Here is a 24479-nt window from a genome sequence, read left to right on the forward strand (position 1 = left end):
TTTTCCATATGCTCCTCGCGCTCCCTCGCCCCACTCCCGTCCCACGCCGAAGGCCCGGATCCCACGCAGGGGATCCGGGCCTCAGACCGGCGACAGGAGCTAGCCGTCGATCTTCATGTCGCTCGGGTGCCACAGGCCGGAGCGCTGGATCGTCTCGGTGTCGATCTCGGCGTTGTCCGGTGCCTGGCCCTCCGAGTTGGCGCGACGCAGGTAGATCTCGATGGATCCCCAGTCCCGGTGCCAGTCGTCCTTCGTGTAGCTCGGCAGCTCGAAGGACCAGTTCACGGCCTCGGCGGTGCCCATGACGCCGCCGCCCTCGTAGTCCTGGAACGGAGTCAGCGTGGCCTTGCCCGGGTGGTCGGGGGAAATGCGGTACTCCGGAATCTCCGCCACGCCGGCGTAGTGGTCGAAGGTGCGCTGGCAGGGGAACTGCAGCGCCACGGACCAGTCGAGCAGACCCGGCTTCTCGGATCCGACGACGTTGTCCAGCGAGTCCAGGGTGGGCACGCGCGGCGGGGTGAACGCCAGCCACTGCTCGGGGTCGAGACTGTGGTCGGTGGCGGAGACGCGCACGACGTCGGCCTCCTCCGGCAGGGCGTCGAGCGGCAGGCGCAGGTTGCGCCACGACGGCTGCGGGCCGATGTCGAGCATCTCCAGTTCGCCGACCGACTCGGGATCGACCTCCCCGTCGGGGCCGCGGGTGCCGTACTCGAGGACGAGCTCCTGGCCCTCGTGGAGCACGCCGTTGATGTCGTGGTGCTCGATGCGGCCGGCCGCGGAGACGACCAGCAGTGGCGCGTCCTCCCGCTGCTCGGCGGGCAGCTCGTACCAGGCGGTGGTGATCTCCGCGGGGTACTGCGGGCCGGAGGTCCAGGAGCCGACGACCGGGACCTCGGTGTAGTCGAGGTTGAACGGCAGGCGGGCGCGCGAGCCGTTGACGCCGACGTCGCCACGCACACCACCGGTGTTGCCGGTCTCCTGGCCGGTGGCCTCCTCGGAGCCACCCGCGTTGTCGGTGTCGGCGATCGCGCCGACGGACGAGGTGGACACCACGTCCTGGGTGATGGACGGCGGGAGGTTGTTGGCCTCGAAGCCGCGGTTGTCCTCACTTTCGAGGGACTCGCCCAGCCCGACATCCCCGGCCGGGGTCAGGAAGGAGTCGTTGGAGTTCGTCTCGACGAGCGCGTCGTTGGCCAGGCCGCAGGTCTGACCGCCGAGCGCGCGCAGGTTGCCCAGGCCGACGGTGTAGGCGGGGTACTGGTCGATGAAGGCCTTGGTGAAGGACGCCATGGAGAAGCCGACGATGAGCACACACGACACCGCGATCGGGGCGGCGGCCACCCCGGTGAAGCGGCGCAGCCTCTGCTTCCGCTCCTCCCGGTACTCATCGAGCTCGCCGAGGGCCTCGGCGCGGGCGCTGCGGACGTCGCCGATGAAGGACTGGATGACGCCGATGAGAAGTACCGCCAGGGCGATGAACAGCACGATCGTGGACGCCTCGACGCCCTGGTACTGGACGGTCTTGTCGAACCACGGGATGCCGAAGCTGGAGACGTACCACCAGCCGTTGATGCCGGCCAGGGAGATCGCCAGGATGAACAGCACGGCGCCGATGAACAGGGTCCGCGTCCGCGAGGAGCGCAGGGCCATGTAGCTCAGCGCCACCGCGGCCAGGGCCGCCAGGGCGCCGGCGATGCCCGCGTACACGCCGAAGTGGTGCGTCCACTTCGTCGGCGTGAACATCATGAAGAACATGGTGCCGAAGATGATCAGCACCAGGCGCAGGGACGGTCCCTTCGCCGCGCCCGGCACCCGACCGTTGCGCAGGATGGAGGCGATGACCACCGCCAGGCACAGGAACATCATGAGCACGGCGAAGCGGCGGGTGAGCGAGCCGTCGACCGTCTGCTCCATGAGCGTCTGGTAGCGGACCCACTCGTCGTACCAGTCCAGGGCCGGGCCCTTCGCGGCGCGCACCCGGATCGACTCCATGACGGTCGCCCACGTCTGGTCGCCGAACACGCCGATCAGGATGGCGGTGCCGGCGGCCAGGAACGGGGCGACCATCGCGACCACCGCGTGGGTGATCCGGCCCTTCGAGGAACCCTCACCGGCACCCAGATAGGGCAGGCGGCGGTAGACGATGCGGATGAGGCTGGACAGCGACGCCAGCAGCGCGGCCACGGCCATCAGGCCGGTGGGGCCGGCACCCAGGGACAGCGTCGCGATGATCACACCGACGGCCGCGGGCAGCAGCCGGGAGGTGGCGATGGAGCGCTCGAAGGACGCCCAGGTCAGGATCGCGCCCATGGCGATGACCGGCTCCGGGCGGGTGCCGTTGTTGTAGGGCAGCCAGAACGCCAGGAACACGAAGGCGGCGGTCCAGTGGGCCACCTGCCGTCCGGCGATCTTCGCACCCAGGCGCGGCAGGATCTCCCGCGAGAGCACGAACCAGATGACCAGGCCCGAGATCAGGGCAGGCAGGCGCACCCACACCGAGGCGGTGGACACCTGCACCATCAGGGCCAGCAGGTCGTAGTAGGGGGAGCCGAAGGGGGACTCCGGCACGCCGAACCAGCGGTAGTAGTTGGCCATGTAGCCCGCGTTCTCGGACACGCGTGCCATGGTCAGGATGAAGCCGTCGTCGGAGGTGTTGGCGCCGAAGATGTGCCAGAAGACCAGGACGAAGGAGACGATGCCGTCGAGCGGCCGCAGGCGCCACCAGCCCTGCGGCAGGAAGCGGCGGGTGGAACGGCCGTCGAGACGGTCCATGCGGTGCAGGGTCCACAGGGCCACCAGCAGCAGCGCCAGACCACCCCACATGGCGATCGACTTCCACACCGACGGCGTGGAGGTGAACCGGGAGTTGATCTCGACGTCCACGCTCAGGCCGGCGTCGGTGAGCGACGCCAGGTTGCCCGCGGTGTCGTCGATCTCGGTGTACACGCCGGTGACCTGCGGGCGGACGTCCTCGTCGATGCTGCCCTCGTAGGGCTCGCCGTCCTCGTCGGTCGCGTCCGGGATCGTCGCGGTGGTCCCGTCCTCGGTGGAGGAGACCTCGAGCACCGCGTCGTCGGGCAGGGCCTCGACCTCCTCGGCCGTCAGCTCCAGCGGCACCTGGTCGCGCACGACGACGTCGATTCCGCCGTCACTGGAGCGGACGAACAGGCCGCGCGAGGTGGCGTCGGTGGAGTCCGCGGGCAGCGTCGACAGCAGCAGCGTCTGGTCCCCGCGCAGGCCGTCGATCGCCTCGTCGACGGGCACGGTGGCGTGGAGCTCCTCCGGCGCGTAGGACACGAGGGGAGCGTTGACGCTGTTGAGGCTGTCGTCCTGCGGCCAGCTGAAGGAGGACTGGGTCTGGTTGACCGGGAGGAACGGCGTCACCACGAACAGGAGGAAGCCGAGGACGCCGGAGACGATCGCGAGGTTCTTCAGCCAGGCCGGGGCGGTGCCCAGCGGCGTCGCGGTCTTCTTCAGCTTCTGGTTTTCGGTCATCACGGCGGTTTCAGACACAATGGGAGAGTTTACGTCAGGCTCAGGCCTTGTCACGGCTCACCACCACGAAAGGTCCTATCTGGGAGGCATGCCACATCGACGGGTCGCCGGTGAACACCTCCGGGTTGAAGAACAGGCCACGGAAACGGACGTTCGGGTTGTTGGGGAAGATGTCCTCGGCGATGTGGGTCTTCCAGCCCTCCTCGCCGCCGTTGCCGTCGAGGCTGCCGCGGAAGATGAACACGTCCGGCTCACGCCAGGGGGCGTCCTCGAGCGCGGCGGCGAAGTCGGCCGGCTCCGACAGCTCGTCCCAGGAGCCGGACGCCCACGCCTCGATGGCGGCGTTGCGGCGTCCGAACTCTCCCAGCGGGTTGGCGTAGTGGCTGGTGAAGGCCTGGAATCCGTAGTACGGGTAGTAGGACATGAAGTTCGTCTCGTCGGTGAGCACGACCGTGTCATCCGGCTCGTGGCCGTGGGAGCGGATCTCCGCGTCGATCTCGTCGTAGTACTGCGCGACGTCGGGGGCGAAGCGGTCGGCGCGCTCACCGTAGCCGTCGGTGTCGGAGTAGGCGTGGTCGATGCCGTTCTCGTTGCGCACCGGGATGGACTGTGCGTAGTGCAGTCCCGCGCCCAGCAGCACGACCACCATCACGATGGTGATCGTGCGGCTCGCCCGCGACGTGGTGCGGACCGGGTAGAGTCGGCGCACGCCGACCAGCCGCAGCTCCGCCAGGGCGAGCACGCCGGCCGTCGTCAGTTGCAGGGCGATCAGCGAGTCGATGCGGAAGCCGAGCAGGGTGGTGCCGGCCAGGGCGGCGACCATGGAGGCCACGGTCCAGGCGTAGAACACGGCGGTGGCGATGCCCATCGTGCGCACCTCGTGGTCGGCGACGCGGACGATGAAGTAGATCAGGCCGAGCAGGCACAGCACGCCGATGACCGAGGGGGACAGGAAGGGCAGCGGAATCTGCGCGCCCTCCGGCGGCAGGTAGTGCTGGGCCGTCGCGCCCGAGCTCGGGTGGCCGGTCAGCAGCGCCCAGAAGTACGGCCCCCAGGCGATCAGGGCGATGAGGATTGAGCCGACGCCGATGGCCAGCAGATGGATGATGGGCACCCGACCGCGGGAGAAGACGACCGCGCCGATCGCGGCGAGTACCACCACCGACAGGGCGATCACGCCCGTGAACAGGGTGTACATGGCCGCCGAGGCGCCGAGGAAGACCATCACGCCGAAGGTGGCGTACCAGGAACCCCGCAGGGCGCGGTAGGCCAGGACGGTGGCGGCCGGGGCGCCGAGGGCGACGATGGCGCCGTAGGGCTCCTCCGGGGTGGTCACGAGCACCACGCACACGCTGACCACGGCGATGGCCGTGCCGACGGGCAGGGAGCCGGTCAACCGCCGCCACACGGGCACCAGCAGGCAGCCGGCCGCGGCGATGGAGACCAGCGCCCACGGCTGGAAGACCTCCCAGCCGGGGATGCCCAGCAGGTTGGCCAGTCGACCGCCCAGCCAGAACCACCCGATGGGGTAGTAGGAGGGCATGTCGATGTAGTTCATGTCCTGGTTGCCCCAGGTGGTGGCCATGCGGGTGAGGAACTGGGTGCGGAAGCCCTGGTCGACCTGGAGGCCGTCGAGGTACAGGCGCGTCGCCGACAGCGGGATGGCGGTGGTGGTCACCACCAGCGCGGCCGGCGAGAGGTAGCAGACCACGTGGGTCAGGATGACCCGCCACCGCGGGCGGTGCAGCTCCAGCGGCGGCAGCGGCGGGGCGGCGGTGCCGCTGACGCCGGCGGACTCCCGGTTCCAGTAGGCGGTCCGGGTGGTGTGTGCCTCCCGGCGGCGCTGGTTGGCGCGGTGTTCGTCAATCAGCCACCAGCCGGTGAACACGCCGAGCACGGCGAGCACGACGACGGTGCCGGCGGTGGCCAGCCCGCGGGTGACCATCGACGTATTGAACGCCGGGAGGCTGGTCTGCTTGAGGACCAGCCAGCACAGCAGGGTGAACATCGCGCCCGCGAGCGTCGCCGCGATGAGGCTGAGGAAGTTCTGCCGACGGGTCAGCAGGTCGGTCGTGTAGTCCTCGGTGGGCGTGGGGTACGACGGGGCGGGCGGTGGCGTCCGCCCCTCCGCGAGCTGTTGGCCGGCGGGGTCGGCGGGGGTGGTCATGCCGGTTAGTCTCCCATACGGCGATCAGGGCACACGCCGGTGAGGCCGGGCGTGCCGCGGTGAGAGGTGGGGCAGGAGTGACACGGGCGCCGCCGCGGACGGGACGTTTCTCGACGTCCGCGTCAACGGCGGCGGGGCGGTCGGGCCGCGGGTGGCGGCCCATGCCCGGCCCTAGAACGGCAGCTTGCGGAAGATCTGCCGCGGGATGAGGTTGAACACCCCGGTGACCAGCTGGAAGGCCGGGTGGACGAAGATGATGTCCTTGTCCTGCAGGACGGCCTTGACGGTGGCCTCGGCGACGTCCTCCGGGTTGACGGTCAGCGGGGCCGGCTTGGCCTCGGCGGACATCCTGGTGCGTACCTGGCCGGGGCGGACCACCAGCACGTTCGAGCCGGTGCCGCGCAGGGCCTCGCCGAGCTGGGTGTAGAAACCGTCGACGCCCGCCTTGGAGGCGCCGTAGACGAAGTTGGAGCGGCGCACGCGCACCCCGGCGACCGAGGACAGGGCGACGATGGTGCCGTGGCCCTGGGCCTTGAACTTCTGGCCGAGCAGCACGCCGACGGAGACGGGTCCGGTGTAGTTGATCTGGGCGGAGGCCACGGCCTTGGCCTGGTCCTGCCACAGCTCCTCCTGGTCGCCCAGGGTGCCGAAGGCGACGACCGCGAGGTCGACGTCACCGCGGGCGAACGCGGCGTCGATGACGTCCGGATGGGAGTCGAAATCGGTGGCGTCGAAGTCGAGGACGTCGACCTCGCTGGCGCCGGCCTCCTTCATCCGGGTCACGGCGGCGTCGACACGCGGGGAGTCCGCGCGGGCGGCCAGCGTCACGCGGGCGGGGCCGCGTTCGAGGAACTCGGCGACGATCGCGAGGCCGATCTCGGAGGTGCCGCCGAGGAGCAGGATGTTCTGGGCCTGGCCCACTGCATTGAGCATGTGTGTTTCGGTCCTTTCTTCTTAACGCAGCTCGAGGCGGCGGGACATGTCGGAGGCGAAGACGCCGGTGGGGTCGATCTCGTTGCGGGTGGCCAGCCAGCCGCCCAGACCCGGGTACATCTTGTGGAAGTTCTCCGCGGAGGTGCGGGACTCCTTGGCCAGGTAGAGACGGCCGCCGAACTCCATGACGCGACGGTCCAGGTCGTCGAGCAGCTCATTCAGACCCGGACGGATCGGGAAGTCGACGCACACGTTCCAGCCCGGCATCGGGTAGGACAGCGGCGCGCGGTTGCCGGGACCGAAGAGCTTGAACACGTTCAGCGCCGAGTAGTGGCCGGAACGCTGGATGTCGCGGATGATCTCCTTGAACGCCTCGACGGCCTCGGTGGGCACGACGAACTGGTACTGCAGGAAGCCGGCCTTGCCGTAGCCGCGGTTCCACTCGCCGATGAGATCCAGCGGCTGGTAGAACTGCGTGAGGTTGTTGATCTGGTTCCGCGCCGGCTTGCCCATCGCGTAGTAGAGCTCGCCGATGGTGTTGAGCGTCAGCTTGTTCATCGTCCAGGACGGGAAGATGTCCGGCACCGTCATCAGCTGCGGGGCGTTGAACTTCAGCGGGTCCTTCGCCAGCTTCGGGGCCAGCTCCTTCAGCTGATCCAGCGTGGCCAGGTTGCCGCGGGAGATGGTGGCCCGGCCCAGCTTCGGCTCCGGGTTGATCGCGTCGAACCAGGCGGAGGAGTAGGTGTAGTTGACCTCCGAGCCGTCCGAGTGGAAGGCGATGGTCTCCTCGAGGTTGTCCGTGCGGTCGGTGTCCGCGATGAAGTAGGCGGTTTCCGTCTTGGTCATCCGGATCGTCGCACGCAGGATGATGCCGGTCAGACCCATGCCGCCGACGGTCGCCCAGAACAGGGCGCCGTCCGGGTCGTCCACGCTGCCCTCCGGCTCGAGGTGGAGCACGCGACCGTCGGCGACCAGCAGCTCCATGGAGGCCACGTGATCGCCGAAGGAACCGGCGGAGTGGTGGTTCTTGCCGTGGATGTCCGGGCCGATGGCACCGCCGATGGTGACCTGACGGGTGCCCGGCAGAACCGGCACCCACAGGCCGTAGGGTAGGGCGGCCTTCATCAGTTGGTCGAGGGTCACGCCGCCATCGACGTCGACGACCGCGGAATCCGGATCGATCGAGTGGATCTTGTTCAGCGGCTGCATGTCGACGACGAGGCCACCGCCGTTCTGGGCGGGATCGCCGTAGGAACGGCCCATGCCGCGGGCGATGACGCCGCGGCGCAGGTGGATCGGCTTGTCGGCGTTGTCGTCGGCGATCTGGGTGACGGCAGCGATGATGGTCTCCACGTCCGGCGTGGCCAGGACATGTGCCGTGGACGGGGCGGTGCGGCCCCAGCCCGTCAGGGACTTTTCAGTGGTCTGCAGTTCCATCTTCTGATTCTTCTGTCGACGGACGCATGCGGCTGCATGCGAAATACGTTCCTGAGCTTACCCACGGCCCTGACACGGACGTGGAATGAAAGCTGTGGGCTCTCTGGATGGGGTGGGGAGGGGAGGGGGCGGCAGCCAACGCTCGGGCCGGGTGGGTTCGGGGCACTGTGCGCCGCTCGTTTATGCAATCGCATTCCCTAGAATTCTCAGCGAGAACACTGGAATAAGGTTTCTGGAAGCTGGAAGCCGGCTGGAAGAACACGGGAAAAAGACTCAATCTCGGGGAATATGTAACGAGGCAGAAGTGTGTTACGATATTGCCCAGTTTCAAAGATCAGGGAAGCATGAGCCCAGCCTGAGGGCGGGCTGATGCGGATTTACTGAGGCTGGAATGCGTGCGGATATCGAGTTTATGCAGTTCTTGAAGTCGGCCCTTGCGGAAGCATGAATGCGGACGACCTGCAGAAATGGCTGAGCCGCCCTTTTGCATGTCCCCCGAAAGGGGGTAGTTCTGCATTGCTTTCCGGCGGTACTTGCGCGGCGAAATTAAGTGAAAAAAAGCGCGCTGAGTTCGGGAAAGGCGCGCCCTGAATATTTTTCATTTCGCCGAATTTTATTTTTTGGGCTCCCGTGTTTGTCGACGCTCGCGACTTTCTGCCATACTCGGGACCACACCGCCGGACAGCACATCTGACCGATAGTCCGGCGACTACGAAAGGAGCATCACCATGCAGGTTATCGAGACCATCTTCGACTCCATCATCTCCGTCGTCGAGTCCGCCATCACCGGCGTCCAGAACGTGTTCGACAGCTTCACCTCGCTGTCCTCCGACGTCGTCAACGACGTCAACGAGGGCGAGGCCTAAGCACTGATGTGACTTCGCCCGCAAGGGCGGTCACCAGGAACCCCGGACTTCACGGTCCGGGGTTTTCTCATGCCCGGGGGTGTGTTGTCGTCAGTGGTTCCTCTTGGGGAGGGGGCCAGGATTGGCGGCGGGGGCGGTCTCCGCCGTTGGGTGCCGGTGGGTTTGGCGGCAAGGGGCCATCGGTGGACACCTGGAGCGGCGGGAGTTCTCTTCCACAGTCCATGTGCGGGGGCGGGGGTCTTCCCCGTGTGTCTTCTGTTGAGCCGACTCCCTTTCGCTCAGCCATATTCGGCCGGTGCTTTCTGTCCGGGCTCGGAACCACTTTCCTCGTCTCCCGCGAGATTCTCGGCTGGAAGCTACTGCAATTATCGGTCAGGAAATCGTGGAGTGCTCCGGGGCGCGCAGTACGGGCCAGGGTTCATTGAATATAAGTATCTGCCTGAGCCATGGATGAGTACGGTGCTTCAGCTGCGTTGACTCAAAGGGTCGTATGCCCGCGTCAGTGCGCTTTTCCGCTCTCTGGGAAGGCCAGTATTCCTACTGGGTATGGACATTAAATCCATCTGTCACGAGCTAGTCACGATAAGGGAAAGAATCGGCTGAGGGCGACCTGAGCTATTGCCGTAGCAATGTAAGGACTGTCACAATCAGGGCAGAACGTCGGGCACCCAACTTCCTTCCCCTGTCCCGCCCGACGGTTCCTGAAAGGAGCATCCCATGTCTTCTGTGATTGAGGATCTCGTCGGCGGCATCCTCGGCGGCCTCTACTGGATCGTCGAAGCCTTCTTTGACGCCCTCTTCTGACTGTCCAATTCCTTCGCATCCCCGGCCCCGCTCCCGCCATCTTCAGTGGCGGAAGCGGGGCTTGGCTGTGAATCGCCGCCTTGAACCCCGGGCTCAGCTCCGCCCCCTGAGGGGGAAGAGTGCTGGCCGGGAAGATCTCAGGAAAAATCTCCGGAAAATATGCTCCGGCAGTAGCGAAAATCTGTTAGTGGTGTCACACTTGAATCACTCGCCGGTTACTTCCTACCCCGTTCTCCCGGCGATCCCCGAAAGGAGCAGCTCCCGTGAATTCGTCGATCACCAATTTCTTCGAGAGCATCATCTACGGTATCGCCCGCTTCATCAACGGCGTCGTCAACATCTCCGCAGATGTCCTCACCCTGTCCTCCTAAGCCGACAGACCTGACAGACCCGAAAACGGCTCCCGCACCCACAGTGGTGCGGGAGCCGGCGTGTTTCCCGGAGTGATACCCGCCGGAAGCCATCAAGAGAACCGCTACAGGTCCATGATCTCCCGGACCTCCTCCGGCAGATCCTCCTGGGAGGTGATCCGGGGCTTGCCGGCCTCGGTATACTCGCGCAGCACCCGGTAGACGGTGGCGCGGTCGTGGCTGTCGAGCACCGGCAGCTCCTGGGCGATGAGCCTGGTCATGAAGTCGTCGAGCGGCAGCTCGGTCTGCTCTGCGGCGACATGGCGGCCCTCGCGCTCATCAAGCTCCGGGTCGTACTTCTTCTTCCAACCGAACATGCCTTCAGGCTATACGCCCCGCGGCCCCGGCGGCGGGGCGGGTGCCCGGTGCGCCCGCTAGGGTTGGGCACATGGGTTCCAACACCTCAGAGACGGACTTTCACCCCGATGACCTCCTGGCCGGCCGCCTGATCCAGGCCGCGGTGACGGGCGCGAGCGTGGCGATGCCGGATTACATCTCCTCCCGCGCCGTGCGCGCGGCGGTCACCACGGTGATCGGCGTCGGCGGCGGCGTCCTGATCGGCTACCTCAACACCCGCGACGAGGATCCGGACAATGATCCGGCGGTGGTGGCCGACCGGATGCGTCAGTCCATCGGCGACATCGGCAGTCCCGGCGGCCCCGGCTCCGACACCCCGGCCGGCGCCCTCAACCTCGACTCCCCGGTGCGCACCTGGCTGATTCTCGCCGCCGCCGTGGCGCTGATCGTGCTGAGCCTGCGTCTCGACGCCGTCGTCCGCCGCTGGCTGGTGCGCAAGCTCCGTGACCGCGGCGTGCGCCGACCGCACACCGTTCTGGGCGCGGTCGCCTCCGCGGTGGTCTTCCTCATCTCCGAGGCCTCCCACCGCAGCCACGTCCGGCAGGTGATCGCATGAGCGGCCAGCGCCACGCCGTGATCGCAGTCGTCGACAGGGGCACCGACGTGACCGTCGTCTGGCACGTCCAGACCGATCCAGACGCCCCGACGGGCGCCCTCTCCGGCGCATGGATCCTGGGGCCGGACGACGTCGACCCGCAGCGCCTGGACGACCTGCTCGCCGACACCGTCGTGCTGCCGGTGGGCGACGCGGACGTCGGCAAGCGGCCCACGACGTCGCTGCCGGCGATCGCCGACGCCATGTCGCACGCCGTCGACGAGGTCAAGGCCCGCGCGAAGGCGGCGAAGGAGGCCAACAAGTCGCTGACCCTGCCGCGTCTCGACGCCGTCGAGCTCTCGGATCCGGACGAGCTCGCCGAGAACTTCCAGGGCGAGGAGGTCGGCCGCGCCGCCTGGTCCACCGCGACGGCACTCGCCGAGCTGATCGAGCAGTGGCACACCATCGAGGGCCAGCGCCGCAGCCGCAAACACCTGCAGGAGGCCTTCGGCGCGGAGGTCCGGCCCCTGCCGCTGGGCTGACCCGTTCCGGCCCGAATGGCTACCCTGGAGGCATGTCCAGCAACCTGGCCCGCGGCAACATCGTCGACCTGTCGGCCGCCCGCGCGCGCAAGGGACAACACCGGGATCGGGGCCGGGCGCGTGAGCCCCGCACCGTGATTCTCCAGGCCTCCAATGTGCGCACGGACGCCGAGGTCCACCGTCACATCGGACTCAACGACGCCCTGTCCCTCCACGACCTGCGCGACGTCCTCGTCGTGAGTTTCGGACTCGCCGAGGAGAAGGCGCCCTGGTACTTCACCCGCGCCGGCGACCGTCTCGACCACGCCTGTCACGTCCACGAATTCCTGACCACCGCCGGCGACACGATCACCTTCCACTGGGGACTATGGGAGTTCACGCTCACGGCGGTCGACTCCTACCCGCGTGACCGCGGCACCCCGCGCGCCCTGTGCGTCGGCGGGTCGGGCGCCTTCGGCGGCGCCGATTTCGACCTCGCCGAGATCAACGCCTCCCTGACCGGACGGAAGACGATCGAGCAGGTGCTGGCGAACACGGCCGGGCCGGTGCGCGGCATCATCGACCGCAGCGAGATCTTCGACTTCGTCCCCCTGCTCCAGGCCCTCGACCTCACCCGCGACGGCACCCTCGATGAGCGGACCCGCGAGCGGCTCGCCGATCTGCCGTTGGAGGAGGAACCGGCGGGCGTCGACGCCTTCTGGGCCATCGTGCTGGCCCTGGCGTGCATGAGCGACGGGCAGCTCGCCGCCGACGTCCTCGAAACCACCATGGCGGCCCTCGGCTGGGTCGATGACGACGGCTCGGCACTGACCGCCGACCGGATCCACGCCCTGTGCCCGGGTTCCCTGGAACGGCTGGCGGAGGTCGGTGCCTACGGCCCCGGGGCGCTCGCTCCCGTCGACCGGCTGGACATCTACAGGCAACTGCTTCGGTCCTGACAGTATTTGGCGGTAACGTAGCGACCCGTGCTTGTAAAACTGAGGGAATCGACGCTGTTCGGCCAGCTCGCCAAGTTCGGGATCACCGGTGTCTTCACCGCTCTGATCGACTGGAGCCTGACCATGGTGCTCCAGGCATTCGGCGTCAACCGCCAACTGGCCAAGGCGGGCGGATGGGCCGCCGGCACCACCGTCGCCTACCTCGTCAACGCCAAATGGACCTTCCAGGTCGCCGTGACCCGTTCCAGCGCGATCGCCGTGGCCCTGCTCTACCTGTCAACTTTCGCCGTGCAGAACCTGTTGTACTGGGTGCTGGATTCGCCACTGCAGTCCCTCGGACTGTCCGGCATGCTCAAGGACACCGTCGCCTTCGTCATCGCCCAGGGCGTGGCCACGATCACCAACTTCGTCTTCCAGCGCGTGGTCATCTTCCGCGACTAGCCAGGCTCTCAGGGGCGGGTGAACCGCTCCCGCCGGCCCTGACGGTGCAGCTTCAACCAGTCCAGGAACCCCTTCGGGTCCTTGCGCTGCACCAGGAAGAACCAGCCGAAGCGGGCGTACTCCTGCGGTAGCAGTCTGCGCATCCCCGGCTGGCTCATGATGTAGCCGCGGTTGCGGTAGGTGAAGTACCGTTTGCCCTCGTTGTCGGGGTACTGGGTGTGCATCTTCCCGCCCAGGATCGGCTTGAACTCGTCCGAGCCGTCCGGGTGCAGGTAGGCCGTGGACAGACAGGTGCCGAACCGCAGCCCCGAGCGCACCAGCCGGCGGTGGTACTCCACCTCGTCGCCGCGGATGAACAGGCGGTAGTCCGGCACGCCGATGATCTCCATCGCCTTCGCGCTGATCAACGCGCCGTTGAACAGGCTCGCGATGCCCTCGAGGAAGTCCCCCTCGAGCTCCTCGCGGTGGCGGCGCCACACCAGACCCTGCCGCAGCGGGAACGCCAGCCGGCCGGGATCGTCGATATTGCACACCACCGGTGAGACCTCGTGCAGCCGGTGGGCCTCCGCGACGTCGTAAAGCGTTTCTAGGACGTTCGCGTCGGCGGGGCGGCCGTCGTCGTCGGCGCACCACACGGCGTCGGCACCCAGGGCGAGCGCGGTGAGGAAACCGTAGGCGAAACCGCCCGCCCCACCCAGGTTGGTCCTCGACGGCAGGTAGACGGCGCGCTCGCCGGCCAGCTCGAGCAGCAGCCGCTCGACCTCAACCTCGCAGCCGTTGTCGACCACGATCACCCAGTCCACGCGGTGGGTCTGCGCGACAACCTGCTCCAGCGACGCCGCGAGCTGCTCCACCCGCTTGTGCGTGACGATCACCGCCGCCGTCGAACCGGTGCGGCGCAGGGGCGGGATGTCTTTCACGTCGGGCATAGGTGTCATTGTGCCACGGCGGATCCGGTTCTAGTCCCAGGCATCGGCCATGTCCTCGGGGAACAACATCGCGTGATGCCACTCCCACACCGGGATCTCATGAACCTGCGCCGGTTGCTCCAGGGCGTTCATGATCTCCCGGATGACCGCCTGGAGATGGTGGTAGACGCACTCGCCCGTGAACCGCAGTACCCGGTACCCCGCCCGGACCGCGTAATTGGCTTTCCACCGGTCGAGGACGAAGGTTCGGTGATTCTCCCCGTCAGGGCCGATGCCGTGGTACCGGTAACTGTCGATGTCGATGGCCACCTTCGCGCCGGGAATCACCCCGTCCCAGCGGTAGGCACCGATCAGGTGGTTCTGGGAGACCTCGACGCCGCGTTGCCTGAGCGCGCGGAACACCCGGCGCTCGGAATTGCTGTCCGCCCCAACCGCGGCATGCGTCATCAGACGGCGCAACGGCCCCGGTACCCGACTCAGCGCTGCCGCATCCTCCCGGAGCCGGGCGGGCCCTTCCCGGCCGCTGTACTGGAGTTCCAGGAACCGGAGCAGGGCATCCTCGTCGTGGTCGAGCAGATCCGCGACAGCTGCGAGCGGGGAAACGACCCGGAAACCGCTGACTTCCCTGGGACGCAGGGTCCGGCTCTGCCGCACTTTCAGCAGCTGCGATCCCTTCGTCGAACAACCCCGCGGCACCCGCATGTTCAACGGGTCGGTGATCTCCTGGCCCGAATACAGCTGGAAGGCGGTGAGCCCGGAGACGACAGCCCCGGGACGCCGGAGACTCAGCGCGGCGAGGAGCAGCTCACCCTTCGGCGGGGCGGTCGTGTAGACACCCCGCTCCACGCGGTGGAGCATGCCTTGACTGGTCAGGACCGCGACTCGGTGCCGGCTGATGCCGAGCTGTTTGAGTTGTTCGCTGGTGAGCACCGCGTTCCGCGGCAGCTGAATATCCCCCATTGATAATCCCCCTGCGAAGGAGCATAGGAGGGGGAGCGGGGTAGTGCAGCGCAAGGGCGGACATCGTTGCTGTTTCGTGCCCCGGAGGTGCTTGGTGTCCACCCTTGTGCAGGTAGCGGGGCAGGGTGCTGCGGTAGGGCGGACGTCGAGGGTCGAAACCTCCGGCACGGGCCTCAGCGTCCGCCCTTGTGCTGCTTGGCGACGTCGACGGTGCTCCTGCTCTGCCATAGGGCGGACGTCGGCGGGCGGATCCGTTGCTGCCGAGCGCAGTGTCCGCCCTTGTGCAGGGTGCTGTCCCCGGTGAGGCCTGGCGCGGGCGTCGATAAACAGGGTCCTGCGGTAGGGCGGACATCGGTAGCCGAAACCTCCGGTCCAGGAGCCCAGCGTCCGCCCTTGTGCTGCTTCGCGACGCCGCACTACCCCTCAGCGACGCGCACTCCAGGTCCGGGAACGGCCCCTACTTGTTATCCCCGTCGAACCGCTTCAGCAGCGAGCGCACGTAGTCGCCGGCGCCCTTGCCCTCGTAGCCCTCGACGACCTCATCGACCAGCCCGGCCTGGCGGATTTCGCCGTGGTCGATCCACAGGGCGGTGTTGCACAGCTGGGCCAGGAAGTCGTTGGAGTGGGAGGCGAAGACCAGGATGCCGGAGCGTTTGACCAGTTCCTGCAGCCGCACGCGGGCCTTGGCCATGAAGGCGGCGTCGACGGCGCCGATACCTTCGTCGAGCAGCAGAATTTCGGGTTCGATGGAGGTGACCACGCCGAGGGCCAGGCGCACGCGCATGCCGGTGGAGTAGGTGCGCAGCGGCATGTTGAGGTACTCACCGAGCTCGGTGAACTCGGCGATCTCGTCCATCTTGGCCTTCATCTGCTTCCGGGTCTGTCCGAGGAACAGGCCGCGGATGATGATGTTCTCGTAGCCGGAGATCTCCGGGTCCATCCCGACGCCCAGGTCGAAGACGGGGGCCACGCGGCCGCGGATCCGCGCGCTGCCGCGGGTGGGCTCGTAGATGCCGGAGAGCAGGCGCAGCAGGGTGGACTTGCCGGCGCCGTTGTGGCCGACCAGGCCCACGCGGTCGCCCTCCCGCAGGTGGAGGTTGATGTCGCGCAGCGCCTCCACGACGACCGTGTTGTCCTGGTTGCGGCCGATCGCGCCGCCGGCGGTGGACAACAGGGCCTTCTTCATGGAGCGGGACTTGGCGTCGAAGATGGGGAAGTCGACGCAGGCGTTGTAGGTGTCGATGGATACCAAGACGGGACCTTCCGGATTAGACCCAGTAGCTGACGCGGAAGCGCCACTGCCGCATGGCCAGCAACGCGAGAATGAGACCGACCGCGGTGAATCCCAGGACCACCCACCAGTGGTGTGCCGACACGTCAGTGCCGATCATCGGGCCACGCACGATCTCCAGGTAGTGGTAGAGCGGGTTGAGCTGCGCGAGGTTGGCGCGGGTGTCCAGGCCCTGGATGTTCTGCTCCAGCGTGGAGGTCATCCAGACGATCGGCGTGACGTAGAACAGCAATTGCGTGCCGGCCTCCAGCAGGGGCGAGACGTCACGGAATCGGGTGGCCACGATGCCGAAGAACATGGCCACCCAGACGCCGTTGACGATCAACAGGGCCATCGCCGGCAGCGCCAGCAGCACCTCCCAACCCAGGTTCCGGGGGAAGATGAGCATGAGAATGACCCAGATGACCAGGTTGTGGCAGAGGAACAGGAATTGTTTCCACACCAGCCGGTAGACGTGCACCGACAACGCCGAGGGCAGCTGTTTGATCAGTCCCTCATTGTCGATGAAGATGTCCGCGCCCTCCTTGATGCAGCCGGAGATGAACCCCCAGATGATCAGGCCCACGGTGACGTGCGGCAGGAACTCCGCCAGCGGGATCTCGAAGAGCACGGAGTACAGCAGACCGAGCGCCAGGGCCATGACGCCGGTGGCGATGGTGATCCACAGTGGGCCGAGGGTGGAGCGCCGGTAGCGCTGCTTGATGTCCTGCCAGCCGAGCTGCAGCCACAGCTCGTGCTGGCCGAACCCGCTGACGAGGTCGTCCCAGGCGGCGCGGAAGGTCTTCGACTTGGAGTCGGGCACGGTGGAACCACCGGTACCGGTCATCCGTTCGATGTCGGCCCGGAGGTCCTTGATGTGGGCTTGTTCCTGCACACCGATCACCCTAGCCGCCCACCGGCCCCGAGCCGGAAACCACCACGGAGGCGGTATTCGGTTGAGCAGGGACCGGCGGTATATTCACAGGGGTGGTGATCACCTGCCCCGCCCCCACCGGCAGACCGTCTGGCCTGCGATGATGTTGGTCGGGGGCATTGGTGCGTCGGTGGGGAGCAGAAGGCATACTTGATGGGCGTGCCGGTAGGCGGCGCGTGAGGGAGGTAAGCAGTGGAGTACGACGTCGCCCGGGTTCGGGGGCTCTACGTCTCGCTCAGCGACGGTTGGACCTATCTCAACGCGCACGCCTGCCCGCAGATCCCGGAGCGTGTCTCGGCGTCGGTGGCCCGCTCCTTCCGCTTGTCGACGGCCGTCGCGGACCTGGAGGCGGCCACCGGCTCGCACTCGCGGGTGCAGCGCCCCGGCCGGCTCGAGGGCGAGTCCTTCATCGACGCCGCGCGCTTCGCCGTCGCGGATCTGGTCGGCGCGGGACCGGAGCGGGTCGTGCTCGGCCCGAGCCTCGAGGTCCTCTACCACTCGCTGGCCCGCGCGATGCGCCCCCTGCTGCGCACCACCTCCTCGGTGGTGCTCAGCCACCTCGACCCACCGACACTGTCCATGCCGTTCACGGGTGTCGGCGCGGAGGTGCGCTGGGCGCAGCCGGATCTGGGTACCGGGGAGTTGCCGGGCTGGCAGTACAACGACCTGGTCGACGGCTCCACCCGCCTGGTGGCGATATCGGCGGCGCACGAGCTGCTCGGCACGCTCGCGCCCGTCACCGAGATCACCGAGGTCACCCGCTCCCGCTCGCGCGCGTGGGTGCTGGTCGACGCCTCCGCCTACGCGCCGTACCGCCCCGTCGAGGTGGATGACTGGGACGCCGACATCGTCGCCGTGGACCTGGCCAAGCTGGGTGGTCCGGCGCTGTCCGCGCTGGTCTTCCGCGATCCGGCGATGTTCCGGCGGCTGGAGTCGCTGAACCCGGGGGTGGGTCCGAAGGCCGCCACCGCCGCGAAGCTGGAGACCCCGGTCTCGTCGGGGCTGGCGGGCGGCGTGCCGACGATCGTCGACCACCTCGCGGACCTGGTGGAGACCTCCGGCACCCGCCCCACGCGCCGCCACCGTCTCGAGCACTCCATGACCGAACTCGCCGACTACCTCGACGACCTCAACGAGGACCTGTACACCTTCCTCGGCACCCTGCCGGCGGTGCACATCCTGGGCGTGACCGGGGAGGCCGCCGCCGGGGGGCCGGCGGAGCGGCTGCCGCGGTTGTCGTTCGCGGTGCGCGGCGTGCCGGCGGAGACGGTGCACCAGCGACTGTTCGACAACGGGCTGGTCACCACCATCGCGCCGATGACGCCGCTGCTCACGGAGATGGGTGTCGGCGAGATCGGTGGGGCCGTGACGGTGGCACTCAGCCCCTTCAACAACCGGCACGACATCGAACATCTCATCCGCGTCGTCGCGTCGCTGGCCTGAGCCCGGCCCGGGCCCGGCCTATGCCTCCAGCACGATCTTGCCGGTGACCTCGCCGGAGTCCAGCAGCTCATGGGCCCGTGCGGCGTCGGCGAGCGGCAGGGTGGCGTGGATGTGGTGGCGCACGCGGCCGTCGGCGAGCATCGGCCAGACGTGCTCGACCGTGCTCCTGACGACGTCCGCCTTGCTCTCCAGGCTGCGCGCGCGCAGGGTCGTGCCGCGCACCGAGAGACGCCGCGGCAGCAGGGCGCCGAGGTTGATCTCGGTCTTCACCCCGCCCTGCAGACCGATGATGACCAGCTGACCATCCGTGTTGAGGGCCCGCAGGTTCTGCTTCAGGTACTTCGCGCCGATGATGTCGAGGATGACGTCGCAGCGGCCCTTGAGTTCCTGCGCGAAGTCCTGCTCCTTGTAGTTGACCAGGATGTCCGCGCCCAGCTCCCGGCAGGTCTCCAGCTTCTCGTCGGAGCCGGCCGTGACCGCCACCGTCGCGCCGAGCGCCTTGCACAGCTGGATGGCGAAGGTGCCGATGCCGCCGCCCCCGCCGTGGATGAGCACCGTCTGGCCCTCGCGCAGGCCGGCGAGCATGCCGAGGTTCGACCACACCGTGCAGGCGACCTCCACGACGCTGGCCGCCTCGGTCAGGGAGTAGCCCTCCGGGAGCGGCATCAGCTGGCCCTCCGGCACGGCCACGTACTCGCCGTAGCCGCCACCGGCCAGCAGGCAGGCGACCTCCTCGCCCTCCTCGCGGCCGGTGTCACCCGGATCGGCGATGGTGCCCGAGCACTCCAGGCCGATGATCTCCGAGGCGCCGGGCGGCGGCGGGTAGTTGCCGTGCGCCTGCAGGATGTCCCCGCGGTTGACGCCGGCGGCGTGCACCTTCACCAGCACCTCGCCGGACTTGAGCTGCGGGTCGTCGACCTCGGTCAGCGCCAGTGAGCGCGGATCGTTCTCATCTGTCTGTGTGATGGCCTTCATGGCTTCCCAGGGTAGGGAAATTCGGGCGGCGGGGGTGGGGTCCGGTAGTCTTGGGGGTTGTCGCGGTCGGATTTCCCACCGCGGCGAGGAGGCGTGGCAGAGCGGCCGAATGCACTGGTCTTGAAAACCAGCGATGGGCAACCATCCGCGGGTTCAAATCCCGCCGCCTCCGCTGGAGACGTCCCGGAACGCGCCCCACGGTGCGCGCCGGGGCGTCACGCGATCCGGGGTGATGGCCTCCGGGCACGGCTCGTCCGGTCGCACTAGGCTGGCGGACGAACCGATGTTCAGCCGGAGGGACACCTCCCGGTCGCCGTGGCACCTGCAGCGGTTGCGCGGGCGACCCGCGATGAGAGGAGCCACCATGACCAACCCCCAGCCGTTCGACCCCAACACCTCACCGGGAGGTTCGAACCTCCCCACGGACCTGCCCCTGCAGCAGTCCCCGAACCTCGAGCAGCGGCGCCAGGATCCGGACAAACCGCCACAGATGCCGCAGAAGACGGTGGCACACGTGGAGCGCAACCGGGGCGGTTTCCTGCCGTGGTTCATCATCACGGTCATTGTCCTCGCGTTGATCGTCCTCGCCGCCTGGTTCGTCTCACCCTGAGACCTGTCCCGGCTTCTGAGCACCCGGAGAGGAGGCGCCATGAACACCCCGAACAACCCCGACGACCACCCGGCCGACGGTGACGAGTCCGGCGACCGTTCCGGCGCCCACCGGGCGTCCGCCGGTAAGGAGCACCACCACGCGGGCCAGCCGCCCTACTATCAGGTGCCGCAGACCTCCGGCGTCGACCGGCCCCGGAAGCGCCCCGTTCACGTGGGCCGGATGGGCAGCCGCTGGTACAGCTGGTGGGTCATGCTCATCCCGGCGGTCGCGGTGGTGCTGATGTTCGTGTTCATCATCCTCGCGGTGACCTGAGCGGGGAGTATCAACCCTGCCGGTCGAGCCAGGCGTCGATACCTCCGGCGAGGCTGACCGGTCCGGTGACACCGGTTTCCTCGAGCGCGCGCACCGCCTGCGCCGAGCGCACCCCGCCGGCGCAGTACACCACCACCGGCTGGCCCTCGACGAGCCCCTCGCGTAGTTCCTCCGGCACGAAACCGTCCACGATGCGCCCCAGCGGCACGTTCACGCCACCCGGGATGCGGAAGTTGGCGTACTCCTCGGGCTCGCGGACGTCGATGAGCACCGCGTTGTCCGGCACCTCGTCGACCTCGGCCACGGCGGCGGGCCCGGGCGTGGCGATGGGTCTCGCCTGCGCCGGCGGGCCCTCGGCCAGCAGCTTCTCCACCGTCTCCGGGCGACCGGCGACGGGAATATACTCCCACCTGCCCGTCAACGAGGAGTAGTAGCCGAGCTGACCCACCAGCGGTTCACCGATGCCGGTGACCAGCTTCAGCGTCTCCATCGCCATGGCGGAACCCACCACGCCGACGACCGGGCCGAGAACCCCCGCCTGCGCGCAGCTGGGCACCTCGCCCGGCGCCGGCGGGACGGGGAAGAGATCCTCGTAGACCGGGCCGTGACCGGCCCAGAAGACGGTCAGCTGGGCGTCGAAACCCAGAATCGACGCCCACACGTGCGGCACCCCCAGCTCGGCGCAGGCCGCGGACACCACGTGCCGGGTGTCGAAGTTGTCGGTGCCGTCCATCACCACGTGCGCGCCCTTGAGCACCTCGACGGCGTTGTCACGGTTCAGACGCCCGGTGAAGAGCTCGACGGACAGCTCCGGGTTCAGCGCCAGCATCTGCTCACGAGCGGACTCGCCCTTCAGCTCGCCCACCCGGTCGGTGGTGTGGATGACCTGGCGGTGCAGGTTGGACAGGTCCACGACGTCGTCGTCGATCAGGGTGACCTGGCCGACGCCCGCGCCGGCCAGGTACAGCAGCGCCGGGCTGCCCAACCCGCCGGCGCCGACGACGGCCACGTGGGCGTCGAGAAGCTTCCGCTGGCCCTCGGGGCCGAAACCGCCGAGGGTGATCTGGCGGCGGTAGCGGGCGATCTGCCGCGGGTTCAGGGTCATTCGAGTCCCACCCACTGGGTGCGTCCGTCGGTGAGCAGCTGCTCCTTCCAGATCGGCACCTCCGCCTTGACGCGGTCGGCCAGCTCGGAGGCCGCGGCGAAGGCGTCGCCCCGGTGCGCGGCGGCCGCCACGACGGCGAACGCGATATCGCCGATGGCCAGGTCCCCGGTGCGGTGCGCGGTCCACAGGCGGGTGCGCGGATGCGCCGCCATCACCGACTCGGTGACCTCACGGATCCGCTGGTCGGCACTCGGGTGGGCGGTGTAGCTCAGCGTGGACACGCGCCGGCCGCCGTCGTGGTCGCGGACCACGCCCTCGAAGGCCACGAGCGCGCCCATGGCCTCGGTGACGGTCAGCCGCCGCGCGCCGGGCAGCAGCGGCTCGATCGGGCGGTCGGTCATGAAGGCGTCGACGATGACGCCGGTGTGTTCGGCCACGTAGGCCGGGTCAGTGCTCATGGGTTCCCTCCAGCATGTCGACGACGGGCACCAGCAGGTTCTTCAACACCGCGCAGCCGTCCTTTACTCCACCCGTGGAACCGGGCAGCGTCATCACGAATGTCCGGCCCGTCACCCCGGCCACGGCCCGCGAGGCCACCGCCAGGGGAGTGTTCTCCAGGCCCTTGTTCCAGAACGCGTGCACGATGCCGGGCATCTCGCGCTCCAGGTGCGGGGTGACGGCCTCCACGGTGCGGTCATCGGCGGTGATCCCGGTCCCGCCCGAGGTCAGCACCACGTTCGGCAGGCTGTCACGGTCGGCGAACAGCTTATCGACGGTCGCGGACAGCTCGGCGTCCGGCACCACCAGCGCGTCGGGTGTCTCGAAGCCCTGCGAACGCAGAAACTCGACGGCGACGGGGCCGGAGCGGTCGTCGTAGACGCCGGCGGCCGCGCGGGTGGAGGCCACGATGACGAGGCCGGTACGTGTCATGGTGCTCCTTACAGTGGGTAGGCGGTGACCGGAATGTCGGCGGAATAGTGCCCGGGTGCCTTGATGTGGATCAGGCAGTTCGCCGGCAGTGCCTGGGCGAGCAGGTGGGAACCGGCGCCCCCGACCGGCGTGGCGGTGAGCACCTGGGCCCAGTTGACGTCCAGCCTGCCGCGCAGGAACTGGTCACGGTCCTCCAGGCCGCGGACATTCTCAGCCAGCCGCGCGGTGACCGGCTCCGGCGCGGTGCCGAGGACCGGGGCGACGAACAACCGGAAGCTGACCAGCGTGGAGACCGGGTTGCCGGGCAGACAGATTACCGGCACACCGTGGAAGGTGGCCAACCCCTGCGGACCGCCCGGCTGCTGGGCGACGTGCCCGAACCAGCCGTCGTCTTCCAGCAGCTGGCGGATGACCTCGAATTTTCCGTGGCTGATCCCGCCGGAGGTGATCACGGCGGTGGGGGAGTGCCGCCCGACGGCCGCGGCCAGGTCCGCGGCGAGCCGCGCCGGATCGTCGTCGGTGCGCAGGTGACCCGCGACCTCGATGCCGGCGCGCTCGCACAGCACCCGCAGCATGGGGGCGTTGGAGTCGGGGATGGTCGCGGCGGCGTCGGTGGTGCCGATCTCCGCGCCGCCGGTGCAGATGAGCACGCGGGCGGGCTCGATCACGGCCACCTCGGCGAGGTTCTGCCCGGCCAGCACACCGACGGCCACGGCGTTCAACCGGACACCCGCCTCGAGCAGCAGCTCACCGGCGGCGATATCGGAGCCCGCGCGACGGATGAACCGGCCCTCGGGCACCTCCGGAACCTCAACCGTCGTACCCTCCTCCGGGAACTGGCCCGGCCGGCAGGCCTCGACGGGGACGATTGCGGCGGTGCCGGCCGGCACCTTCGCCCCGGTCATGATCGGCACGACCGCCTCACCGATGCCGTCGGGGTAGAGCCCGGCCGGGTCGGTGCCGGCGGGCAGGGTCCGGTCGACCGGGAAGACGCCCGGGGCGGCCGCCAGGTGTGCAGCGGACAGCGCGTAGCCGTCCATCTGGGAGTTGTCGAAGCGCGGGGAGGGGTGCGCGGCGCGGATGTCCGCGGCGAGGGTGCGCGACGCGGCGTCGGCAAGCGGGACGGTGACGGCGCGCCGGGGCGCAACCGCCTGCTGAACAGCGGCGAGATGCTCCTCAGGCGTGCGCATGCGTCCCCTTACGGTCGTCGGATTTTCCCCCATGCTACCCGTGCGGGTGAGTGGACTTCTGCGCCGTCGCGCGGCATGCTGGGAGGCGAATCATCCCGAAGGAGACGCCTGTGGAGATCCACTACTTCGCCGCCGCCCGCGCCGCCGCCGGCACCGACCGCGAGCAGGTCGCGGACGTCCCCGCCACTCTCGGAGAGCTGCTCGACGCCCGCGCGGCCGCCCACCCCGGCACCACCGACGCCGGCATGACGCTCGGCGATGTCTTCGGCCGCTGCACCTTCCTCATCGACGGCCGCAACAGCGGGCGAACCGACGCCCTGAGCGGCGCCGCGCGCGTCGACGTGCTGCCGCCCTTCGCGGGCGGGTAGGGCCGGGCGCGACGTCGGGGAAGACGCGTCCGGAACAGTCATTACTCGGTGGGAGGCGTAGGTTCTCACGCCTCCCCAGCGACGCTTATCGACGCCCGCCGGTGAACAGGCCGGTGACCAGGCCCAGCACGCCGCGGGCGATGGCCAGCACGACCGCGCCGATGAGCGCCGGCCAGAACCCGTCGATGATCAGCCCCAGCCCCAGTTGATTCGACAGCCACGCGGTGAGCATGAACACCAGCGCGTTGATGACCAGGGCGAACAGGCCCAGTGTCAGGCACGTGATGGGCAGGCCCAGCGTGTGCAGGATCGGGGAGACGATGGCGTTGACCACGATGAACACCACCGCCACGCCCAGGAATACGAGCGCATGGTCGTATTGGCCGTCGCCGTAGAGGACCCCGTCCGGCGGGAGGATCTCCACGCCCGGCACGAGGGCGGTGACCACCCACAGGGCGATCGCCACCACGATGATGTCGAGAAGCCAGCGGATCAGTGTTCCCATGCCGCCCAACCTACCGTGGG

24 protein-coding genes and 1 tRNA gene are annotated in these 24479 nt (G+C 68.5%); 10 read left to right on the top strand and 15 right to left on the bottom strand.

Annotated elements, in window-relative coordinates; all coding sequences use genetic code 11:
- Positions 1–99 precede the first annotated feature (99 nt).
- From A605_RS01260 to dprE1, 4 genes are all read right to left on the bottom strand, one after another.
- On the bottom strand, positions 100–3495 hold the full coding sequence (locus A605_RS01260) for an arabinosyltransferase domain-containing protein (protein ID WP_015399692.1): 3396 nt from the start codon (positions 3493–3495) through the stop codon (positions 100–102).
- A 40-nt stretch (positions 3496–3535) separates the two neighbouring features.
- Entirely contained in the window at positions 3536–5662 is a 2127-nt protein-coding gene (locus A605_RS01265) for a galactan 5-O-arabinofuranosyltransferase (protein ID WP_015399693.1), read from the bottom strand.
- Between the two features lie 171 nt (positions 5663–5833).
- Complete coding sequence (gene dprE2 / locus A605_RS01270) at positions 5834–6595, bottom strand: decaprenylphospho-beta-D-erythro-pentofuranosid-2-ulose 2-reductase (RefSeq protein ID WP_015399694.1); 762 nt, start codon at positions 6593–6595, stop codon at positions 5834–5836.
- 21 nt (positions 6596–6616) lie between these two features.
- A complete protein-coding gene (dprE1, locus tag A605_RS01275) occupies positions 6617–8032 on the bottom strand; it encodes a decaprenylphosphoryl-beta-D-ribose oxidase (protein WP_015399695.1) in 1416 nt (471 codons plus the stop codon).
- Between the two features lie 728 nt (positions 8033–8760).
- Between dprE1 and A605_RS15455 the strand changes: the two genes are divergently transcribed.
- The gene (locus tag A605_RS15455) at positions 8761–8898 is read left to right on the top strand and encodes a hypothetical protein (protein ID WP_154653279.1); all 138 of its coding nucleotides are present in this window, start codon (positions 8761–8763) and stop codon (positions 8896–8898) included.
- A gap of 1279 nt (positions 8899–10177) precedes the next feature.
- Here A605_RS15455 and A605_RS01280 read toward each other — a convergent pair.
- Positions 10178–10429 (bottom strand): hypothetical protein, encoded by a 252-nt coding sequence (locus A605_RS01280; RefSeq protein WP_015399696.1) that lies wholly within the window; start codon positions 10427–10429, stop codon positions 10178–10180.
- 71 nt (positions 10430–10500) lie between these two features.
- Between A605_RS01280 and A605_RS01285 the strand changes: the two genes are divergently transcribed.
- Genes A605_RS01285 through A605_RS01300 form a run of 4 tightly spaced genes read left to right on the top strand, consistent with a single transcriptional unit; the run spans position 10501 to position 12925 of the window.
- Entirely contained in the window at positions 10501–11025 is a 525-nt protein-coding gene (locus A605_RS01285) for a hypothetical protein (RefSeq protein ID WP_015399697.1), read from the top strand.
- Entirely contained in the window at positions 11022–11546 is a 525-nt protein-coding gene (locus tag A605_RS01290) for a hypothetical protein (RefSeq protein ID WP_015399698.1), read from the top strand. Before A605_RS01285 ends, A605_RS01290 begins: the two co-directional genes overlap by 4 nt.
- 32 nt (positions 11547–11578) lie before the next feature.
- Positions 11579–12484 carry a hypothetical protein gene (locus tag A605_RS01295; protein ID WP_015399699.1) on the top strand — a complete coding sequence of 302 codons (906 nt, stop codon included), beginning with the start codon at positions 11579–11581 and terminating at the stop codon, positions 12482–12484.
- A gap of 27 nt (positions 12485–12511) precedes the next feature.
- Positions 12512–12925, top strand: a complete 414-nt coding sequence (locus tag A605_RS01300) for a GtrA family protein (protein ID WP_015399700.1) — start codon at positions 12512–12514, stop codon at positions 12923–12925.
- A gap of 8 nt (positions 12926–12933) precedes the next feature.
- Here A605_RS01300 and glfT1 read toward each other — a convergent pair whose 3' ends face one another.
- From glfT1 to wzm, 4 genes are all read right to left on the bottom strand, one after another.
- Positions 12934–13854, bottom strand: a complete 921-nt coding sequence (gene glfT1 / locus A605_RS01305) for a galactofuranosyltransferase GlfT1 (RefSeq protein ID WP_015399701.1) — start codon at positions 13852–13854, stop codon at positions 12934–12936.
- Between the two features lie 30 nt (positions 13855–13884).
- Positions 13885–14814: a type IV toxin-antitoxin system AbiEi family antitoxin domain-containing protein gene (locus A605_RS01310; protein ID WP_015399702.1), complete on the bottom strand. Its 930-nt coding sequence runs from the start codon at positions 14812–14814 to the stop codon at positions 13885–13887.
- A gap of 457 nt (positions 14815–15271) precedes the next feature.
- Entirely contained in the window at positions 15272–16066 is a 795-nt protein-coding gene (gene wzt, locus A605_RS01315) for a galactan export ABC transporter ATP-binding subunit Wzt/RfbE (protein WP_015399703.1), read from the bottom strand.
- A 16-nt stretch (positions 16067–16082) separates the two neighbouring features.
- Positions 16083–16979, bottom strand: a complete 897-nt coding sequence (wzm, locus tag A605_RS01320) for a galactan export ABC transporter permease subunit Wzm/RfbD (protein WP_015399704.1) — start codon at positions 16977–16979, stop codon at positions 16083–16085.
- Positions 16980–17210: 231 nt separating this feature from the next.
- Between wzm and A605_RS01325 the strand changes: the two genes are divergently transcribed.
- Entirely contained in the window at positions 17211–18461 is a 1251-nt protein-coding gene (locus A605_RS01325; protein WP_015399705.1) for an aminotransferase class V-fold PLP-dependent enzyme, read from the top strand.
- Between the two features lie 18 nt (positions 18462–18479).
- Here A605_RS01325 and A605_RS01330 read toward each other — a convergent pair whose 3' ends face one another.
- Positions 18480–19436, bottom strand: a complete 957-nt coding sequence (locus tag A605_RS01330; RefSeq protein ID WP_015399706.1) for an NAD(P)H-quinone oxidoreductase — start codon at positions 19434–19436, stop codon at positions 18480–18482.
- Between the two features lie 87 nt (positions 19437–19523).
- On the opposite strand from A605_RS01330, the gene A605_RS01335 reads away from it, so the two are divergent.
- From A605_RS01335 to A605_RS01345, 3 genes are all read left to right on the top strand, one after another.
- Positions 19524–19608: transfer RNA gene (locus tag A605_RS01335), tRNA-Ser, on the top strand.
- 192 nt (positions 19609–19800) lie between these two features.
- On the top strand, positions 19801–20046 hold the full coding sequence (locus tag A605_RS01340) for a hypothetical protein (RefSeq protein WP_015399707.1): 246 nt from the start codon (positions 19801–19803) through the stop codon (positions 20044–20046).
- Positions 20047–20085: 39 nt separating this feature from the next.
- Positions 20086–20361: a hypothetical protein gene (locus A605_RS01345; RefSeq protein WP_015399708.1), complete on the top strand. Its 276-nt coding sequence runs from the start codon at positions 20086–20088 to the stop codon at positions 20359–20361.
- 10 nt (positions 20362–20371) lie between these two features.
- Here the strand turns inward: A605_RS01345 and A605_RS01350 are convergent, their stop codons facing one another.
- From A605_RS01350 to A605_RS01365, 4 genes are read right to left on the bottom strand one after another with little or no spacing between them, the layout of a single operon-like run.
- The gene (locus tag A605_RS01350) at positions 20372–21466 is read right to left on the bottom strand and encodes a ThiF family adenylyltransferase (RefSeq protein ID WP_015399709.1); all 1095 of its coding nucleotides are present in this window, start codon (positions 21464–21466) and stop codon (positions 20372–20374) included.
- Positions 21463–21924, bottom strand: coding sequence for a molybdenum cofactor biosynthesis protein MoaE (locus A605_RS01355; protein ID WP_015399710.1), 462 nt, complete (start codon positions 21922–21924; stop codon positions 21463–21465). Before A605_RS01355 ends, A605_RS01350 begins: the two co-directional genes overlap by 4 nt.
- Positions 21914–22396 carry a MogA/MoaB family molybdenum cofactor biosynthesis protein gene (locus tag A605_RS01360; protein ID WP_015399711.1) on the bottom strand — a complete coding sequence of 161 codons (483 nt, stop codon included), beginning with the start codon at positions 22394–22396 and terminating at the stop codon, positions 21914–21916. Before A605_RS01360 ends, A605_RS01355 begins: the two co-directional genes overlap by 11 nt.
- Before the next feature lie 8 nt (positions 22397–22404).
- Entirely contained in the window at positions 22405–23586 is a 1182-nt protein-coding gene (locus A605_RS01365) for a molybdopterin molybdotransferase MoeA (protein ID WP_015399712.1), read from the bottom strand.
- A gap of 110 nt (positions 23587–23696) precedes the next feature.
- Between A605_RS01365 and A605_RS01370 the strand changes: the two genes are divergently transcribed.
- A complete protein-coding gene (locus A605_RS01370) occupies positions 23697–23954 on the top strand; it encodes a MoaD/ThiS family protein (RefSeq protein WP_015399713.1) in 258 nt (85 codons plus the stop codon).
- Between the two features lie 85 nt (positions 23955–24039).
- Here the strand turns inward: A605_RS01370 and A605_RS01375 are convergent, their stop codons facing one another.
- Complete coding sequence (locus tag A605_RS01375; protein WP_015399714.1) at positions 24040–24459, bottom strand: phage holin family protein; 420 nt, start codon at positions 24457–24459, stop codon at positions 24040–24042.
- Positions 24460–24479 lie beyond the last annotated feature (20 nt).

The organism is Corynebacterium halotolerans YIM 70093 = DSM 44683 (genome assembly GCF_000341345.1).
Taxonomy (GTDB): domain Bacteria; phylum Actinomycetota; class Actinomycetes; order Mycobacteriales; family Mycobacteriaceae; genus Corynebacterium; species Corynebacterium halotolerans.

What these genes read in the sequence shown, in the direction of transcription:
- A605_RS01345 (WP_015399708.1), top strand. Translation starts at nt 20,086, where the DNA reads ATGAACACCCCGAACAACCCCGACGACCACCCGGCCGACGGTGACGAG.
- A605_RS01340 (WP_015399707.1), top strand. Translation starts at nt 19,801, where the DNA reads ATGACCAACCCCCAGCCGTTCGACCCCAACACCTCACCGGGAGGTTCG.
- A605_RS01350 (WP_015399709.1), bottom strand. Translation starts at nt 21,466, where the DNA reads ATGACCCTGAACCCGCGGCAGATCGCCCGCTACCGCCGCCAGATCACC.
- glfT1 (WP_015399701.1), bottom strand. Translation starts at nt 13,854, where the DNA reads ATGCCCGACGTGAAAGACATCCCGCCCCTGCGCCGCACCGGTTCGACG.
- A605_RS01265 (WP_015399693.1), bottom strand. Translation starts at nt 5,662, where the DNA reads ATGACCACCCCCGCCGACCCCGCCGGCCAACAGCTCGCGGAGGGGCGG.
- A605_RS01260 (WP_015399692.1), bottom strand. Translation starts at nt 3,495, where the DNA reads ATGACCGAAAACCAGAAGCTGAAGAAGACCGCGACGCCGCTGGGCACC.
- A605_RS01330 (WP_015399706.1), bottom strand. Translation starts at nt 19,436, where the DNA reads ATGAAGGCCATCACACAGACAGATGAGAACGATCCGCGCTCACTGGCG.
- A605_RS01290 (WP_015399698.1), top strand. Translation starts at nt 11,022, where the DNA reads ATGAGCGGCCAGCGCCACGCCGTGATCGCAGTCGTCGACAGGGGCACC.
- A605_RS01310 (WP_015399702.1), bottom strand. Translation starts at nt 14,814, where the DNA reads ATGGGGGATATTCAGCTGCCGCGGAACGCGGTGCTCACCAGCGAACAA.
- A605_RS01375 (WP_015399714.1), bottom strand. Translation starts at nt 24,459, where the DNA reads ATGGGAACACTGATCCGCTGGCTTCTCGACATCATCGTGGTGGCGATC.
- A605_RS01285 (WP_015399697.1), top strand. Translation starts at nt 10,501, where the DNA reads ATGGGTTCCAACACCTCAGAGACGGACTTTCACCCCGATGACCTCCTG.
- dprE1 (WP_015399695.1), bottom strand. Translation starts at nt 8,032, where the DNA reads ATGGAACTGCAGACCACTGAAAAGTCCCTGACGGGCTGGGGCCGCACC.
- A605_RS01360 (WP_015399711.1), bottom strand. Translation starts at nt 22,396, where the DNA reads ATGACACGTACCGGCCTCGTCATCGTGGCCTCCACCCGCGCGGCCGCC.
- A605_RS01365 (WP_015399712.1), bottom strand. Translation starts at nt 23,586, where the DNA reads ATGCGCACGCCTGAGGAGCATCTCGCCGCTGTTCAGCAGGCGGTTGCG.
- A605_RS01355 (WP_015399710.1), bottom strand. Translation starts at nt 21,924, where the DNA reads ATGAGCACTGACCCGGCCTACGTGGCCGAACACACCGGCGTCATCGTC.
- A605_RS15455 (WP_154653279.1), top strand. Translation starts at nt 8,761, where the DNA reads ATGCAGGTTATCGAGACCATCTTCGACTCCATCATCTCCGTCGTCGAG.
- A605_RS01295 (WP_015399699.1), top strand. Translation starts at nt 11,579, where the DNA reads ATGTCCAGCAACCTGGCCCGCGGCAACATCGTCGACCTGTCGGCCGCC.
- dprE2 (WP_015399694.1), bottom strand. Translation starts at nt 6,595, where the DNA reads ATGCTCAATGCAGTGGGCCAGGCCCAGAACATCCTGCTCCTCGGCGGC.
- A605_RS01280 (WP_015399696.1), bottom strand. Translation starts at nt 10,429, where the DNA reads ATGTTCGGTTGGAAGAAGAAGTACGACCCGGAGCTTGATGAGCGCGAG.